General features: G+C 50.3%; 17 protein-coding genes. 7 read left to right on the top strand and 10 right to left on the bottom strand.

All coding sequences use genetic code 11. The features are described 5' to 3' along the window. Positions 1-78 precede the first annotated feature (78 nt). The 7 genes from cmoA to ACQ661_RS03220 all read left to right on the top strand — a co-directional run bounded on the left by cmoA (position 79) and on the right by ACQ661_RS03220 (position 8,534). Positions 79-810, top strand: a complete 732-nt coding sequence (cmoA, locus tag ACQ661_RS03250; RefSeq protein WP_313932503.1) for a carboxy-S-adenosyl-L-methionine synthase CmoA — start codon at positions 79-81, stop codon at positions 808-810. 33 nt (positions 811-843) lie between these two features. After that, positions 844-1,815 carry a tRNA 5-methoxyuridine(34)/uridine 5-oxyacetic acid(34) synthase CmoB gene (gene cmoB / locus ACQ661_RS03245; RefSeq protein ID WP_431667615.1) on the top strand — a complete coding sequence of 324 codons (972 nt, stop codon included), beginning with the start codon at positions 844-846 and terminating at the stop codon, positions 1,813-1,815. A gap of 24 nt (positions 1,816-1,839) precedes the next feature. Beyond that, positions 1,840-2,724: a LysR family transcriptional regulator gene (locus ACQ661_RS03240; protein WP_431667613.1), complete on the top strand. Its 885-nt coding sequence runs from the start codon at positions 1,840-1,842 to the stop codon at positions 2,722-2,724. A gap of 116 nt (positions 2,725-2,840) precedes the next feature. Next, the gene (locus ACQ661_RS03235; protein WP_431667611.1) at positions 2,841-4,079 is read left to right on the top strand and encodes a hypothetical protein; all 1,239 of its coding nucleotides are present in this window, start codon (positions 2,841-2,843) and stop codon (positions 4,077-4,079) included. Then, entirely contained in the window at positions 4,076-5,167 is a 1,092-nt protein-coding gene (locus ACQ661_RS03230) for a hypothetical protein (RefSeq protein WP_431667609.1), read from the top strand. The genes ACQ661_RS03235 and ACQ661_RS03230 overlap by 4 nt, the downstream gene beginning before the upstream one ends. A 3-nt stretch (positions 5,168-5,170) precedes the next feature. Continuing rightward, on the top strand, positions 5,171-8,233 hold the full coding sequence (locus ACQ661_RS03225) for an efflux RND transporter permease subunit (protein ID WP_431667608.1): 3,063 nt from the start codon (positions 5,171-5,173) through the stop codon (positions 8,231-8,233). Continuing rightward, complete coding sequence (locus ACQ661_RS03220) at positions 8,220-8,534, top strand: DUF3240 family protein (RefSeq protein WP_153825918.1); 315 nt, start codon at positions 8,220-8,222, stop codon at positions 8,532-8,534. Before ACQ661_RS03225 ends, ACQ661_RS03220 begins: the two co-directional genes overlap by 14 nt. 40 nt (positions 8,535-8,574) lie before the next feature. On the opposite strand, the gene galU is transcribed toward ACQ661_RS03220, so the two are convergent. From galU to ACQ661_RS03170, 10 genes are all read right to left on the bottom strand, one after another. Next, the gene (gene galU, locus ACQ661_RS03215; RefSeq protein WP_431667606.1) at positions 8,575-9,459 is read right to left on the bottom strand and encodes a UTP--glucose-1-phosphate uridylyltransferase GalU; all 885 of its coding nucleotides are present in this window, start codon (positions 9,457-9,459) and stop codon (positions 8,575-8,577) included. A 12-nt stretch (positions 9,460-9,471) separates the two neighbouring features. After that, positions 9,472-10,971, bottom strand: a complete 1,500-nt coding sequence (locus ACQ661_RS03210; RefSeq protein WP_431667604.1) for a peptide MFS transporter — start codon at positions 10,969-10,971, stop codon at positions 9,472-9,474. Positions 10,972-11,079: 108 nt separating this feature from the next. Beyond that, positions 11,080-11,808 (bottom strand): MlaA family lipoprotein, encoded by a 729-nt coding sequence (locus tag ACQ661_RS03205; protein ID WP_153825920.1) that lies wholly within the window; start codon positions 11,806-11,808, stop codon positions 11,080-11,082. 27 nt (positions 11,809-11,835) lie between these two features. Then, positions 11,836-13,056, bottom strand: a complete 1,221-nt coding sequence (ccmI, locus tag ACQ661_RS03200) for a c-type cytochrome biogenesis protein CcmI (protein WP_431667603.1) — start codon at positions 13,054-13,056, stop codon at positions 11,836-11,838. After that, a complete protein-coding gene (locus ACQ661_RS03195; protein WP_431667602.1) occupies positions 13,053-13,580 on the bottom strand; it encodes a cytochrome c-type biogenesis protein in 528 nt (175 codons plus the stop codon). The genes ccmI and ACQ661_RS03195 overlap by 4 nt, the downstream gene beginning before the upstream one ends. Further along, the gene (locus ACQ661_RS03190) at positions 13,577-14,182 is read right to left on the bottom strand and encodes a DsbE family thiol:disulfide interchange protein (protein ID WP_313932513.1); all 606 of its coding nucleotides are present in this window, start codon (positions 14,180-14,182) and stop codon (positions 13,577-13,579) included. Before ACQ661_RS03190 ends, ACQ661_RS03195 begins: the two co-directional genes overlap by 4 nt. Beyond that, entirely contained in the window at positions 14,175-16,151 is a 1,977-nt protein-coding gene (locus ACQ661_RS03185; protein ID WP_431667601.1) for a heme lyase CcmF/NrfE family subunit, read from the bottom strand. Before ACQ661_RS03185 ends, ACQ661_RS03190 begins: the two co-directional genes overlap by 8 nt. Before the next feature lie 2 nt (positions 16,152-16,153). After that, complete coding sequence (gene ccmE, locus ACQ661_RS03180) at positions 16,154-16,663, bottom strand: cytochrome c maturation protein CcmE (protein ID WP_313932515.1); 510 nt, start codon at positions 16,661-16,663, stop codon at positions 16,154-16,156. Continuing rightward, positions 16,660-16,869 carry a heme exporter protein CcmD gene (ccmD, locus tag ACQ661_RS03175; protein WP_153825925.1) on the bottom strand — a complete coding sequence of 70 codons (210 nt, stop codon included), beginning with the start codon at positions 16,867-16,869 and terminating at the stop codon, positions 16,660-16,662. The genes ccmE and ccmD overlap by 4 nt, the downstream gene beginning before the upstream one ends. Before the next feature lies 1 nt (position 16,870). Continuing rightward, positions 16,871-17,620: a heme ABC transporter permease gene (locus ACQ661_RS03170; RefSeq protein ID WP_313932516.1), complete on the bottom strand. Its 750-nt coding sequence runs from the start codon at positions 17,618-17,620 to the stop codon at positions 16,871-16,873.

The raw sequence follows: 17,620 nt of genomic DNA, 5'->3' as shown, positions 1-17,620 counted from the left end.
CTTTTGAGAAAAAATTTAGTTTAGCACCTGCATGCGCTAAAATAGCGGCCATGTTAAACGCCAGCCCGAGTTATCAGCATGAGCAAAAAAGACGCCATCTTTGCCGAACCTTTACCGCAAGTCAGTGATTTTGTCTTCGACCAAAACGTGGTTGAAGTGTTTCCAGACATGATTAACCGTTCGGTACCTGGCTATCAAAGTATTCTGCAAGGTATTGGCCAGTTAACCAAACGTTTCGCCCAAAGCCATAGTAACCTTTACGATTTGGGCTGTTCGTTAGGTGCGGCAACCTTAGCCATGCGCCAGCACGTAAGCCACTTAGAGCAAGTGCAGATTATTGGTATTGATAACTCCAGCGCTATGGTTGAACGCTGCCAGCTGCATTTACAAGGCTATCGTAGCACGGTTCCGGTCAGCATTCGCTGTGAAGATATTCTCGACAGTGAGTTGTCGGATGCCTCGGTCGTCACCATGAACTTTACCCTACAGTTCGTGCCACCAGAGCAGCGCCAGCCTTTGTTACAGCGCATCTATGACAGCCTGAAACCGGGCGGAGCGCTGTTACTCAGTGAAAAATTTCGCAGCAATAGCCCCAGCATGAACGAGCTGTTGGTAGATATTCACCATGAATTTAAACGCGCCAACGGCTACAGTGAACTCGAAATAGCACAAAAACGTGCGGCCATCGAAAATGTGATGCGCATTGATACCTTAGAAACTCACCATCAGCGATTACAGCAGGTTGGCTTTAGCCAATCGCAAGTGTGGTTTCAGTGTTACAATTTTGCCGCACTGATTGCTGTTAAATAGTCACCGCCGCTTAACCTACGCTCAAGGGATATCATGACTTTATTTACCAAGGATTTAATCGCTGTCGCCCAATCGCCGTTGGCACATTGGTTAACGAGCCTCCCCGCGCAACTTCAACAGTGGCAGCAACAGCAACAACATGGCGAGTTACCCAAATGGTTACGCTGTGTCGCACAATTGCCACAGCTTGAACCTACAGCGGTAGCTTTGGGCGCCACTGTGAGCGTCCTGAATGACAGCATCAGCGACGGCCAACAGCAACGCATCAAAGGGCTACTGATGCAACTTACCCCATGGCGCAAGGGCCCGTTCAATTTACATGGGGTGCAGATAGATACCGAATGGCGCTCAGATTTTAAATGGCAACGAGTGGCACCCCATATCGGTGATTTAAGCGGGCAACAGGTGCTTGATGTGGGTTGTGGCAGTGGTTATCACCTCTGGCGCATGCTTGAAAGCGGCGCCGAGCAAGTCTGGGGCATCGACCCCGGCCAGCTATTTATGGCGCAGTTTATGGCGGTGCGCAGCTTTATGCCGACTGACCTACAAGCACGCGCACACTGGTTCCCGCTGGGCATAGAAGATATGCCCGAACTAAAAGCCTTTGACACCGTCTTTAGCATGGGCGTGCTTTACCATCGGCGCTCGCCCATTGATTTTCTCACCCAACTTAAAGCCCAGCTCAAGCCAGGTGGCCAGTTAGTGTTAGAAACGCTGGTAGTGGCAGGTGATGAGCAGACCGTTTTAGTACCGGGTGAAACCTATGCCAAGATGCGCAACGTCTGGTTTATTCCTAGTACCAAAGCCTTGTTACATTGGCTTGAACGCTGTGGCTTTAAAAACGCCCGCGTGGTGGATGAAAACGTCACCAGCTTAGCTGAGCAACGTGCCACCGAATGGATGCCTGGTCAGTCGTTAGTAGATTTTTTAGATCCGCACGATACCAGCAAAACCATCGAGGGCTATCCAGCCCCCCTGCGAGCCGTTATTATTGCTAACACCTAGCCGAATCATCCCGTTGGAGATTGCATGAGTACGCCCTACCGCCCCAAAACCACACTTGAACAATGGCGTATTTTACAGGCCGTAGTGGACCATGGCGGCTACGCTCATGCCGCGCAAGTCTTGAATAAAAGCCAAAGCTCGCTCAATCATGCGGTGGCTAAACTGCAAGATACGCTCGAAGTTGAACTGCTCGAAGTGGTGGGCCGTAAGGCTCAGCTCACGCCCATCGGCGAAACCATGGTGCGCCGCTCACGCCAGCTCACTAGCCTAGTAACTGAACTCGAACAGTTAGCGGTGAACCTCAAGCAGGGCTGGGAAACTAAAATCACTTTGGCCGTAGAAATGGTCTTTGACCGCCAGCTACTGGTGCCTGTGCTGCATGAGTTTCAACAACTCAGTCGGGGCACTCGCTTAGTCATTGAAGACACGGTATTAACCGGCTCCATTGAACATATTTTAGACCAAAGCGCAGATATTGTGATCACCCACCAACTCCCCAAAGGTCATGTGGGCGAGCCCATCAGCGGCTATCGCCTAGATTTGGTGGTGAGCAAAGAGCATCCACTGGCCCAACAGCCAGGCCCCATTAGTGCCGATGAGTTGAGTCAACATTTACAAATCGTGATTCGTGATACGGCCAAAAAGCCGATAGAAGTAGAGGGCTGGCTTAAGTCTGAACAACGCTGGACGGTGAATCACTTTAACGAATCACTACAGCTGGTGCAAAATGGCTTAGGTTTTAGTTGGTTGCCACCTCACGTTACCCGCTATGCTGACAACCTGTGCTTCTTAACCCTAGCTGGTAGCAGCAAGCGCAGCGGCTCGATGTACCTCACCTTACCCAAAGGCGATACCACCGGCCCTTGTGCCCGCATGCTTTATCAGTTGCTAATAAAAGAATTGATTTAGCGCAAATTATCGCAAACTTGGCATAATTCCCACACAAAGCTTAAGCTTTCTTAAGACTTCCTTAAGCAAGCCCTCATAGAGTGTTACTGCTAGTTGCAGTAATAAGGAGCTTTATCGTGTGGATCGACAACTTTGTTCAACAACATCTCAATTTACCTGCATGGGGTAAGCGCGATTTAGCCATCAGTCTATTGCTGCTAAACCTGCTTTTGCTCAGCCCAACAGCACATGCTCAAACACCCGCTAACACTAGCTTAAGTAGCTTAACCGACGCCGCTGAAGCCAGGCTGCAAACGGATCTAGTGCAACGTCCCGAAACCTGGGTATCTAGTTGGCTAGCAGCGGCACCTACGGTAAGTATAGCGGCCCTGAAAAGCCAAGCCGACCAAGGAACCGATGAACTTGAACTGGCTCTGTCATTGCCTCTTACAAGTCCGAGTGGCCACCAACTGAACCAGCAATGGCAGTCGATAGCACAGCACTATCAGCAGCAGCTGCTAAAACTACGCCGCTGGTACGCCAGTGGCCAAGTACGCAACTTAGTTTGGACCATTGCTCAGCATCAACAACAGCAGCAGCTGTTACAGCAACAACTACAAACCTATCAGGGCTTAATGGCACCATTGCAACAGCAAGCTGAAACCACCGAGGCTGATACCTATTTTCGCTACGGATTGCAGCAGGCACAAACTCAATTAGCTATGTTGCAGTTAGAGCACCAACAACATCAGCAAGCCGCTGAGCAACAGCTTATGGAACTCACTGGCACCCGCCAAATTCCAACTAACTTAGCAGATGCCAACCCCACTAAACTCGACGCTGCAGCATGGCAACAGCATCCGCAGTTGGCGTTACTACAATTGCACGAGCAACAACTCTACTTACAACAGCAACAAAATCTCAGCGGTAATACCCCATGGCAGGTCACCACCCGCTTCAAACGGATAGATACTGCCGGCATCTCAGAAAATCAAATTGGCTTACAGCTCGATATTCCGCTGTCGTTGGGGGCGCAACTGAGCCAAACCGAACAAAGCAATTATCAGATAAGTCAGCAACAATGGCTACAAGACTATCAACAAAGTCGTCAGCAGATCATCCAGCAGTATCAGCAAGCACAAGCCCAGCTAAGCCTGTTAGAGGCGCAATATCAAATGCTCCAACCACATCAACAGTTGCGCCAGCAGGCCCAATCTGCGCTGCTTCTGTTGTTGCAGCGGCAAGAGATCAATCCAGATATCGCACAACAAAGGTTGCAACAGTTATTTGCCGAGCAACGCCAAGTGCAGTTACTCAAACAACAAATCCAACAAGCCTATGCCCAACTTCAACAAGCAGCAGGAGTACCCTTATGAGCCTTATCAATCGATTCAATAATCAGGGTTATCAACACCAGCAAGCTGCTTGCCTAAAGCTGTGCCGCGTTTCCGTGCTGCTTCTGGCTGTCACCACCACAAGTCAGGTAGCGGCAGACCAAGTTGAGCTTAGCGAACTCGGACAGCTCTCTTTAAGTTATCACCAGGTGACGCCCCAATCTCACTATACCGGCGCCGCGCTTACCGCACGAGTTACTAACTTTGTGCAAAGTGGTTATCCCGTTGCCAATATGCTCGAAGTATCACAACAGCAATGGCTAGTGCAGCAAGGGCAACAGGTAACCCATAAACAACCGGTAGTGCAATTAAGTGGCGATGCCGTCGAACATTTTCTTACTGAATACAAAGCACAACAACAGCAGCTAGAGGTGGTAGCGCAGCGCTATCAGAGCAATCAACAGCTGTTTCAAAAGCAAGCCATCAGTGCCGCCCAGTGGCAGGAGATCAGCGCGGCTTACCACAGCACGCTGTTAGCATTTGAGCACCTCGACCATTTTTACCAGCATATTGTTCAAATCAATAAGGCAAACAACAGCATCACCTTAGCGGCTCCGCAAGCGGGACACATAGACATTGTCGCCAACCAAACGATACTATTTAGTGTCAGTGCTGCGGCAACATCAAGATTACGCGGACAACTGGCCACCTTTAGTAAGCAACCAACCAGTGTCAGCTGGCAGCAATGCGAACTAGCGATCGATTATGTCGAGCAAACCAGTCAGGGGTTTACCCAAACCTGGTGGAGCATTCCGCTCACCGATTTACCCGCTCACTGTCAAGCGCCGCTAGGCAGCCAGCTAAGCGTTACGCCGCATTATCAACAGACGGTGTTTAACGTACCCGCCAGTAGTATCATCCGGCATCAACAGCAAACCTATGTGTGGCAATTAGTGCAGCAAGCATTGGTGCTAGTACCGGTCGACATTATTGGTAAGCAAGCGATGAACACGGCCAACGGTGCAGCTTACTTACAGATCACCAGTACCCAACTAGCACCTAACAGCCAAGTGTTACAGCAATCCGTAGGCGCTGTTTACGGCCACTTTATTGGGCTAGGGGGAGAGTAATAGATGGCAGCCATTCTGCGTTTTGTGCTCACTCAACGGGTGTTTATCTTAGCTCTTACCGCCCTTGTCTTGGCGCTAGCGGTGCAGGCTTGGCAGCGCCTGCCGATTGACGCCTTCCCAGATATTTCTCCAACCCAAGCCAAGCTCATTATTCGTGCGCCGGGCATGACCGCCGCAGAAATCGAAGCGCAAATCACGCAACCTATCGAAACCGAACTACTAGGTATTCCAAATCAGGCGATTTTGCGCTCCACCACCAAGTATGGCATCACTTCTATCACCATTGATTTCGCAGAAGGTGTGGATATCTACTGGGCTCGGCAACAAGTAAGCGAGCGCCTCAGCGGCGTCTGGGGCAGCTTACCCGAAGGCATTGATGGTGGCTTAGCCCCAATGAGCACCCCACTTAGTGAAATCTTTATGCTGAGTTACAGCAATCCCAATTTAACCTTAGCCGAACGTCGGCACCTGCTAGATTGGCAAGTACGGCCGTTGTTGCGTACCGTGTCTGGGGTAGCCGAGGTCACCACTATGGGCGGCTTTGTTACAACGCTGCAATTCACCCCTGATCTAGGTCGTCTCCAGCAAGCCGGAATATCCCTAGCGCAACTGGTTGAGTGGCTGCAACAAAATCATCTAAATGGTAGCGTGGGACGCATCGATAACGGCTCCACCAGTCTCATCCTGCGTACCGAAGGCAAACTCGCTGACCAATATGACCTGGCGCAACTGAAACTCCCCACGGCAACGGGCGAAACTATCACCTTGGCGCAATTAGGCGAGATCAGCAACGGTTACCTGCCGCGCTTTGGTGGCGTAACCCATAACGGTGAAGAAACGGCGCAAGCCATGATCATTGCCTTAAAAGATACTAATACGAACGAGGTAGTTGCTGCTGTTAAAGCCCAACTGGCTCAACTTGAGCCAACCCTGCCGGCCGGTAGCGAACTTAATGTCTTCTACGACCGTGCGGATCTTATTAGTACTGCCGTGAGCACCATCATCGAAGCACTACTTGCTGCAGTGCTACTTGTTATTTTAATTCTCTTCATCTTTTTAGCCGATGTTCGCGCCGCTTTAGTGGTCGCCTTATCCATTCCACTGGCCGTAGCCATCACCTTTTTAGCTATGGACCAAGTAGGTCTTACGGCTAACCTCATGAGTCTTGGTGGCATTGTTATTGCCATCGGTATGCTGGTAGATGCTGCTGTGGTCGTTGTTGAAAACATCGTCACACAAAGTCAGAAACAGGCCTATTTACCGCGCGCTCATCGAATCTATCGGGCCACTCTGGCCGTGGCGCAGCCGGTGATTTCAGGTACCGCTATAGTGATTATCGTGTTCGCACCACTTTTGTTTCTGAGTGGTCTAGAGGGCAAGCTGTTTTCCCCCGTCGCGCAAACTATTGTCTTTGCGATGCTAGCCTCCATGCTAGTGGCATTAACAGTTATTCCAGTGTTGGCGGTTACCTTAATCAGCGCTAAGCCTAAACCTACCCCACACCTAATCCAATGGCTTATAGCGCATTATCAACGCCTACTTGCACGAGTTATCCAACGTCCTGCTGCATGGCTTATCAGCGCCGTAGGACTACTGGCAGTGGCAGCAGTAGCTATCAGTTTTACGGGTAAAACCTTTATGCCTGTGATGGATGAAGGCGATCTCATTGTGCAGCTAGAAAAGCATCCCAGCATTAACTTAACTGAATCTTTGGCCTTAGATGCACAATTAGAACAAAGACTACTCGCTGACATCCCAGAAATTAAGCAAATCGTTGCTCGCATTGGTTCAGATGAATTAGGTATGGATGCGATGGGACTCAACGAAACCGATATGTTTATTCAGTTACAGCCGCGTGACACCTGGCAAGTGAGTGACAAAGCTGCATTGATTGATGCCATTCGGAAGGTACTCCTAGACTACCCAGGAATAAACTTTAATTTCACTCAACCCATTCAAATGCGGGTCGCTGAAATGCTTACCGGTAGCTCTGGCGATGTAGCTATCAAGGTGTTTGGTGACGACATTAGCACTCTTAGTAGCACGGCCCAGAAGATCGCTGAGATAACTACTGGCGTGGCCGGGAGCGTCGATGTACAAACAACCTTGATTGACGGGGGCGAATACATCAACATTCGATTACGCCCTGATGTTGCGGCGCGCTACCATCTCACTACGGCAGAACTGTCACGTCTTATTCGATTGTTTGTTGATGGTCTGCACGTGGGTGACGTTATTCATGGCCGCATTAAAACACCGTTAGTCTTTGCCGCTAGTGACAGCAGCAAGCTGAGTTACTTACAGCAATTAAAAGACTTGCCTGTCAGCTTACCTGACGGCAACTGGGCGCCGTTAAGTGCCCTCGCAACCATAAGTAGTGACGAAGGCCCGAGCCTCATTGAGCGAGAAAACAGCAGTCGCTTTGCGGTCGTCACCACCAATGTTAGCGGCCGTGACGTGGTTAGTTTTGTTGAAGAACTACAGCAACAACTCACGAGTGAGTTACAGCTACCTAGTGGGTATTATCTTAACTTTGGCGGTGAATTTGAGAATCAAGCAAGAGCAACCAATAACCTGCTGACGATTGTCCCTGTCGTTCTTTTAGTTATTGGACTCATTCTATTCGCCACCTTCCGATCTTTGGCCGTAGCGGGACTGGTCTTCGCCAATATTCCCTTCGCTCTGATGGGCGGTGTGCTGGCATTATTTATCACCGGCGAATATTTGTCGGTGCCAGCTTCGGTGGGCTTTATTGCCTTATTAGGGGTAGCTGTACTCAACGGTGTGGTCATGCTAACTCACTTTCAAGCGATAGAACATCAACATGAACAGTTAGAACAATTGGTGATCGTTGGCGCCAGTGATCGTTTACGCGCCATCCTGATGACTGCGACCACAGCGATGCTGGGTCTCCTCCCTTTAGCTTTGGCCACTGGCCCTGGCGCAGAAATTCAACGCCCGCTAGCGATTGTCGTAATTGGTGGCTTGGTTACCGCTACTTTTACCACCTTATTTATTCTTCCATTAATGTACAAGCTATTGCGAGGTCGCCATGTCCGAGTATGAACTACTGCACGTGATTTTTCCGGCTAAACTGCGCGCCCATGTAGTCGATGTATTGCTAGCTGATGAGCAACTCAGTGGCTTTTCACTCGCCGAAATTGATGGCCATAGCCGCCAGAATAGTCAACTAGATAGGTTAGAACAGGTGGTTGGATATCGCCGTATGTTACGACTAGAAGTGATGGTAACTGAGCCAGAAAAACAGCGCGTGCTAACCCTGCTCAAACAATTAAAGCCGGCTAGCGCTGAATCTTTGGGGGTACGCTTTTATACGCTACCAATTAGCAGCAGCGGTCATCTATAAGAAACAGCCACAGTAATCCTCGTTACTGTGGCTGCACCATTTACACGATAGTTTTCAGCCAAGCACGCATGTCGTCGCCTAACGCCGGATGACGCAAAGCATGTTCAACAAAGGCCTGGGCATAACCTAGCTTGTTACCACAATCATGGCTGCGGCCTTTCATGTAGTACGCATTTACTGGTTGTTGCTCGAGCAACATGGCCATGGCATCGGTTAACTGAATTTCATTGCCAGCGCCCACTGGAGTTTTCTCTAACAGACTCCAAAGTGCCGCTGGGAACACGTAACGCCCCACCACGGCTAAATCCGACGGTGCTTCATCCACCGGCGGCTTTTCTACCAATTGCTTAATCGCAACCTGCTCACCGGGCGCTAATTCTGCACCATTTAAATCAGCAATACCGTACTGATTGGTAAGCTCGTGCGGTACTTTTTCTACCATCACTTGGGCTGCACCCGTGGCGTTAAAGTTACGCATCATCTCGGCTAAGTTATCGCGTTTTAAATCACAGCTTTGGGCATCCACCAAAACATCCGGCAGCACCACCGCAAACGGCTGGTCATCAATTAATGGACGCGCACACAACACCGCATGGCCAAGACCTTTGGCAACGCCTTGGCGGACATGCATGATGGTGACTCCTGGCGGACATATAGCTTGTACCTCCGCCAGCAGCTGTCGTTTAACCCGTTGCTCAAGCGTTGCTTCAAGTTCAAAGCTGGTATCAAAGTGGTTCTCAATCGAATTTTTGCTCGAATGGGTCACCAAGATGATATCCGTTAAGCCTGCCGCAGCACACTCCTCTACAATAAACTGAATCAACGGTCGATCTACCAAGGGCAACATTTCTTTCGGAATGGCCTTGGTAGCTGGCAGCATGCGTGTTCCTAGCCCTGCTACCGGGATAACGACTTTTTTCACCATGGTATTGCGTCCTTATTTTTTAGATTGTTCGCCTAAACCTTCATGTTCGGCAACTGCTTGTAACTCTTGTTCAACGCCTTCGGCTAAATCGGCCGGCGCGGCTTGAGCTTTTTCGGCACCATGCATCCAGTTCACTAGCATGCCAGAAATAGCCCATAAGATAACTGCGAACACCAACAAGCCTACGGCAACCCCACCAAACACCACCAACAGACCAGAATATTGAGCTTCTAGGCCAATCGATTGCGCTAGGTTGATTGAGAAATCGTACTTATCGGCGTTCTCACTGAAGGCACCCACCATACCCGCTAAATAATTAGCAATAGCCGGCATCAAGAACCACACCCCCATCACCAAGCTAGCTAAGCGCAGTGGGGCTAGTTTAGTCATTAACGACAAGCCTACCGGTGAAATACATAGCTCACCCAAGGTATGGAATAAGTAGGCCAGTACCAACCACATCATGTTGGCTTGACCGGTGACTTGAATTTCAAATAAGCCAAGGATCAAGAAAATAAAACCAATTGACGTCAGCACCAAACCTGCAAAGATCTTAATCGGTGCATCCGGGCTCTTATCTTTCTTATGCAACCATACCCACAACACCGAGAAGATAGGCGCAAAGATCAAAATAAATAACGGGTTAAGTGATTGGAAGTAACCCGCCGGAATAATGCTGTCACCAAAGCTACGGTCGGTGTAGCGATCGGCGTAGATGTTCATCAAACCGCCGGCTTGCTCAAACGCTAACCAGAACACGGTCACAAACACAAACAGGAATAAAATCACGCGCAAACGGTCGTGCTCTACTTTGCTCAGTGGCTTTTTCACACCGCCCGAAGCTTCGCGGTCACGTTTAGCGCCAGGGACTTTACCGATGTCGCCCAAGTAACGTTGAAAGAAGAGGCCTTGGGTAACGACTGCTAAGGTCATCCCTACGCCAGCGGCAAAATAACCCCAACGCCAGCCGTAGTCTGGGCTTTCACCCAAAGTAGAGGTTACCAATGGCGCTAAGAAAGCACCTAAGTTAATCCCCATATAGAAAATTGAGAACGCACTATCCCGACGCGCATCACCTTGGCTGTACAAATCGCCAACGATGGTAGAAATATTCGGCTTGAACAGACCGTTACCGGCAATCAAGATACCCAAACCTATATAAAACAAGTCGAGGCTGTGAGGTGTGGCGGCAAACAGCGTAAATTGCGCTGCGGCCATTAAAATACCACCAAGTAAAATCGAGTTGCGTTGGCCTAAGTAGTTATCGGCCAACCAACCACCAATCAAGGGGGTGAAATAAACCAGCGCCGTATAGGTACCGTACAAAGATAAAGCTTCAGCATCGCTCATGCCAAAACCTGGGTTTGCGGCTTCAGTAGCTGCTACGAGAGTTAACACTAAAAGGGCACGCATGCCGTAGTAGGAAAAACGTTCCCACATTTCGGCAGTAAAAAGCACGTACAGTCCCTTGGGGTGACCCCAAAGTTCTGACTTTGAAGGCGCCTGGCTCATACAAATTCCTCGGTTAAATATAGTTATAGTTATACAGAACGTAACTGTGACGGGCTTTTATAACGCAGAAGCCTTGCATGTTGCAAGGCTTCTGGGCTGAATGGTTGCTTAAAACTGGTCGTAAAAGTCGTCGTCCAGCTCATCCGCTTCGGTTTGCGGTGGGTTACCATCATAAACCTTATGCTGCCAATTTTGAAAATACGCCTCTTTTACAAACCCGTAAGGGTCTAACGAGTTCTCCATCAGCGCTTGTTGTTCTTGCAGGCGTAACCGCGTATCTAGTGCCTTCACCAGTAATCGCGCGATGCTGGTAGGGCCATTTAAGTTATCAATCGGAAAGTACATGCCATCCACCACGTCACCGCCGCGATCGATAGGCACGGTCGGACCTAAACCTGGCAACATCACATAAGGGCCTTCCGTAACACCCCAGCTCGCTAGCGTCTCGCCAAAGCTTTCTTCTTTTGCCTCAATCCCGAGTGGCGTGGCAACATCAAAAATACCTAACACACCCACAGTACTGTTAATCGAGAAGCGCCAAAAGGTACTACCGGCATCCATCACTTTACCTTGCAGCAGATTATTCACAAACCACGACACTTCACCAAGGTTATCGGCAACGTTGCGTAAGCCGGTTCGGACCGGCTGCGGAATTTCACCATAAGCTTTGGCGGCTGGCCACAGAATAGCTTCATCTAGCTGCTCGTTAAAATCCCACATGTCGCGGTTAAAATCTTCAAAGGGATCGCGTGGGTCGGCCCACTCGTCTTCGGGCGTGCTAGCGCAGCCTGCTAAGGTTAATCCCGCCAATACAATCAGTAAGTACTTCTTCACCATCACCTCAATGTTGTTGGTTTTAACGAGTTAATCGTTCACTATCTTGGTAATTTCTAGCTGCACTGACGTAGCAGAACCAGCTTCTAATACCAGCGGCTCGGCATCTAAATCACCAGGTGCAGCTTCAATCTGCTCATCGCTTGATATACGTGCCATTACCTGCCAACGGTTCAATCCGCTCATCACAAATTCCGGCAACATGGCATTGGCATCCGATAGCTCAATCGTTATCGGAAAGTTCGCTACTGGCTGACGTACTGCAGCCGCCGGCATTCTACTACCATCAGGATCGGTAATGTAGACGAACAAGGTGCCACCCGCTGGCACTTGATCTTGCAACTCAGGCGCCAAAGTGACAGTAACACTCAAACTAGCCTCCGCCGCCACTAAACGCTGTTCGACATCGTCCAGTGCTTGTTGAATGGCTGCATAGCGCTCATCCGCCGGGGCAATTTGGTCTTGCAACAATTGCCACGCCGTTTGTGCTTGCTGCCAGTCACCGCGTTGATAAGCAATCAGGCCCAACAATGACAAAGCTTCTTGTTGCGTGGGATCTTGTTGCAACACTTGCACCAACAATTGTGCTGCTTGGGCTAAATATTGTTCTTCGCCAAAGTTTACTAACAGCTGAGCGTAACCTAACTGAGCCTGCTGATTGCTCGGGTTAATCGCGAGGGCTTTTTCAAAGGCATCCACCGCTTGCTCAGCCTGCCCTAACTGAGTCATCACCCGCGCATAAATTTGCCACACCATACCATTATCATCGGGCGTTTGGCCGAGGCGCTGACGTAAACCTAATGCAAAGATTTCAAGTTCTTCGCGGGTGGTTTGCGCCGACTGATCCGACATCACTTTACGACCTAAGTCAGGCAACGCCGCTAAGGCCTCATCCGCTTGGCGCTGCAACTGCCAGCTACCAAAGGTAAAATAAAGGACCACCGCAGCCACCATCACCACCACCGCAGGTACCCACACGGCGTTGCCCATCTGGCGGTCGGCCACTTGTTCTAACTCGCTGTTTTCGGTAACAAAGCGCTTGTCTAACTCATCATTAGCACGGGCAAACGCCTCCATCGTGAGCAAGCCGTCATCGCGCTCGGCCACCAACTCTAATTTGCGTTGTTGATAGAGTTCGCGATTAACATCCAAACGGGTGCGCTGCTGTTCGCGTTGGCGCCGCCCGGTCACCATTAAAAATAAGCCGCCCGCCGTTACCACGGCCAAGATCATCGCTATATGAGCAATCATTCTGATTTATCCTGCTTCTCGGTTTGCAGACGCGCCAACTGGGCTAATTCTGCGTCACTTAATTGGGCTTCTTCAGAGCCTGAACGTACGCGCCACAAGACCACTGCTGCGCCTACTAGCACCACTGCCAACGGCCCTAACCAAAGCACCAAGGTACTGGTGCGCACCGGCGGCCGATAGTAGGCAAAATCACCGTATCTTGCCACCATGTAATCTACCACCTGCTGCTTAGTGGCACCGTCTTTCACCATCAAATAAGTGCGGTCGCGCAAATCTTTGGCCAGCGGAGCATCTGAGTCAGCAATGGTTTGGTTCTGACATTTAGGGCAGCGCAGCTCGTTAATTAGTTCTCTAAACAAACTTTCTTGCGCCGGGTCGTCAAATTTATATTGCTCTAAACTCACCTGCGCCTGAGCTTGACTACTAAGAGCTAACACGAGCACCAAGCTGAAGCTTACGAACAGGCTACTGAACAGCTGTCGCCACGAGCTGTGCGGTGGAATGGATAATGTGCCTGTGGTCATGATTGCTCACCTCCTCGTTCGCCCGCTGCAGCTTTGGCCTGTTGCTGTAACTGCTGGAACATCGGTGCCAACAACTGACTCCAATTGCGAGCATTAACATCGCCAACGTGGCGATACACCACCTCGCCTTTATGATTAATCAAAAAGGTTTCTGGCGCACCATACACGCCGAAATCAATGGCGACCATGCCCCGCTCATCAAACAGGTTAACCACGTAAGGATCGCCTAAGGTATTGAGCCAATTCACTGCTTTAGCACGCGAATCGTCTTTGTAATTTAACCCCACAATCGGAATACCCTGCGCTGCTAGCTCATTCAAAAAGGCATGTTCAGCTCGACAGGTTGGACACCAAGTAGCCCACACGTTTAACAACAGAGGCTCGCCGGTTTTTAGGACTGCCTCGGTATGCTCCGTTGAGGTATCGTAAATATCCGGCAAGCTAAAGGCCGGCACAGGTTTGCCCACCAAGGCCGAACTCAACTCGGTGGGGTCTGAAAACAAGCCCCTTAACAAAAACACGGTCAGGGCTAAAAACGCTACCAGCGGTAACGCTAACACCAACCAGCGTAGCGACGACTTAGATGTTTGAGCTTCAGCCATGAGCAACTCCTTGAGCCGGCTGTTTGCGGCTGGCCCGATAACGTTTATCACTCATCGCTAAAGCACCGCCTAAGGCCATTAGAATGGCCCCTAGCCAGATCCAACGAACCATAGGTTTCACATAAATCCGTACGGCCCAAGCATCGGGGCTAGCCTCATCACCTAGTGGCTCGCCTAAGGCCACGTACAAGTCACGCAAGAAACCAGCATCGAGGCCAACTTCGGTCATGCTCATTTTTTGCACGGTGTAGAAACGTTTTTCAGTCACCAGCTCACTGACCAGCTTACCATCGCGCAAAATACTGAACTCTGCATGGTCGGTAGTGTAGTTCGGGCCCGGTTGTTCGCTCAACAAATCAAAGCGGAAGGTGTATCCAGCCACCTCAACCTGATCACCTGGTGCCAACCGTACATCGCGCTCAATCTCGTATTGGCTCACCGCAGCAATCCCCACAATAGTAATGGCAAAGCCTAAGTGGCCAAGCACCATGCCCCAGTGACTGCGACCTAACTTGGTAAGACTCGCTAAGCCTTGGCCACGTTGCTGCACCCGCTGACGTAATTCAGCCACCAAGGTCAACACAATCCATAAGCTTAACACTAACCCTAGTACCGTCATGGCCATCACTTGATCAGCCACCACCCACGGAATCACATAGCCCAACGCTAATGCCAATACTAAGGCCAAACCCAAACTACCTAACAAGGGTTGCAGCTCTTGGCGACGCCAGCGCATCAATGGCCCTAAGCCCATAAACACCACGAAAGGTACAATCAAATAAGTGAACATCTGATTAAAGAAGGGTTCACCGATTGAAATCGAGCCTAAACCGAGCTCTTTGTGCACCAGTGGCAGTAAGGTCCCGATCAGCACCACAGCGGTAGCTGCTACTAACAAGATGTTGTTGCCTAGCAGCATCACTTCACGCGAGTTAACGTCGTATTTGGTGGTGCTATTTACAGCCCCAGCACGTAAGGCAAACAGCAGCAGCGAGCCGCCAATCACTATCGCCAGTAAGCCTAAAATAAAGAGACCTCGAGCAGGGTCGGTGGCAAAAGCATGCACCGATACGATCACCCCAGAGCGCACCAAGAAGGTGCCGAGCAAGCTTAAACTAAAGGCGGAAATAGCGAGTAACACGGTCCAAGACTTAAAGGCACCGCGCTTTTCTGTCACTGCCAAACTATGAATCAAGGCAGTACCAACCAACCAAGGCATAAAACTGGCATTCTCGACCGGATCCCAGAACCACCAGCCGCCCCAACCAAGCTCGTAATAAGCCCACCAGCTGCCGATAGCAATACCCAAGGTTAAGAAACACCAAGCTGCGGTAGCCCAAGGTCGCGACCAACGCGCCCATGAGGCATCTAATTTACCGCTGATGAGTGCCGCAATGGCAAAGGCAAAAGCCACCGAGAAACCAACGTAACCCATGTACAGCAACGGTGGATGAATAATCATCCCAGGATCTTGCAGCAGCGGATTTAAATCGCGACCATCCACGGGAATTAAAGGAAGCGCTCGATCGAACGGATTCGATACGCTCATCATGAACAGGTAAAAGCCAATGCTGATCAACCCCAAAATGGCCAACACGCGCGCCATCATGGTTAACGGCATGCGCCGCGAGAACATTGCCACCGCAGCTATCCAGCCCGCTTGCATCAGCATCCACAGTAAAAATGAGCCTTCGTGCGAGCCCCACACCGCAGTAATACGATACATCAGGGGCAGCGCGGTATTCGAGTTATGCGCCACATAAGCGATAGTAAAATCGTTAACCACAAAACCCCAAGTTAACGCTGCATAGGCTACCGCAGTAAACAAAAACTGACCGTAAGCTAGGGGTCGCGCCAACAACATAGCTCCGCTGTGACCTTTCCACGCGCCCCACAGCGGATACCCCGCTAGCAACACGGAAAATGCCAAAGCTAACGCTAATGAAACTTGACCTAATTCAGCAATCATTGTTAGTAACCCTCTGGCTCTTTAGATTCGGGCTTTTCACCGGTGTAGTCAGGTGCATTCGGGTTGACATGTTTAATGCCTTTCATAGCTTCAGCCAATTCTGGCGGCATGTATTCTTCGTCGTGCTTGGCCAGCACTTCCGTAGCTTTGAGCACGCTAGGTTCGATCAAGGTGCCCTGCGCCACAATGCCCTGCCCCTCGCGGAACAGATCAGGCAAAATACCTTGGTACAACACGGTCATTTCAGGCCCAGTATCGGTGACTCGGAAGCTCACTTCTAGGGTTTTAGGATCTCGACTAACCGAACCCTCAACCACCATACCGCCTACCCGAATCCGTTGTCCTACGCTAGGCTTGGTAAGGTCTTTGCCTTTGCCTTCTAGCACTTCTGTTGGGGTATAAAACAAATCAATATTTTTTGATAGCGCAAACAAAATCAAGCTCAGCGCCGCTGCCACCCCTATGATTAAAGCCAATACCCAGGCTAAGCGTTTCTTACGTCGTGGAATCATGCGGTACCTCGTTCTTGCTGTTTACGTCGGGCTAAGCGCTGCTGCCGTTGCTGTTGCTGCACCGCTTGTTGTTGCAATTGTTTACGGGTGCGTAAGCCATGCATCACTAAGATCGTGAGCGCTAATAAGGTCACCCCATAGGCCAGCCATACATAAAACCCATAGCCACCCATATCAATAAAGTCATACCAACTGTCAAATGCCATCTTACCGCTCCTGCTCAGCCACGTCGAGTTGGGCGTGAACCCAAGGCCGATGTATTTCTTGCTTCAAAATTTCGTTGCGTAACCGCTGACAGACTAACGCCCCGGTTAAGAGCGCAAAGCCCAAAATGCTAATCAGCAATGGGATCAGCATCTCGGGGGCCATCGACGGCTTTTCAAATTTAGTGATTGTGGCCCCTTGGTGCAGGCTGTTCCACCAGTACACCGAAAAATGAATGATCGGCACGTTCACCACCCCGACTAACGCCAGCACACTTGCCGCTTTAGCCCCAGTACGCGCATCGGTAAAGGCATAGTACAGTGCCAACACCCCGATGTACAAAAACAGTAGAATCAGTTGTGAGGTTAAACGCGCATCCCATTCCCACCAAGTTCCCCACATGGGCTTACCCCAGACGGCACCGGTAAAGAGCGCAATAAAAGTCAGCACGGCACCGACCGGAGCTATGGCCGCAATGGCCCATTCCGCGGTGCGAATTTGCCACACCAAAGCAATCAAAGCGGTAATCGCCATCGCCGTGTAAGCGCCCATCGAGAACATCGCTGATGGCACATGAATAAAGATGATGCGATAGCTATCGCCCTGCTGGTAATCGCTAGGTGCGAACAGCATTCCCCACACCAAGCCAACCGTTAAGGTCACCAAGGCACTGCCAGCCAACCAAGGTAACCAAGCGCCTAGCAACCGGTAGGTTGCCTCACCTTTTGCATACGGGTGTAACCATTTCCACAT

Source organism: Pseudidiomarina sp. WS423 (genome assembly GCF_050750165.1).
Lineage (GTDB): Bacteria > Pseudomonadota > Gammaproteobacteria > Enterobacterales > Alteromonadaceae > Pseudidiomarina > Pseudidiomarina fusca.
The sequence above is the reverse complement of the archived record's forward strand: the minus strand, read 5'-3'. Positions and strand labels throughout refer to the sequence as shown.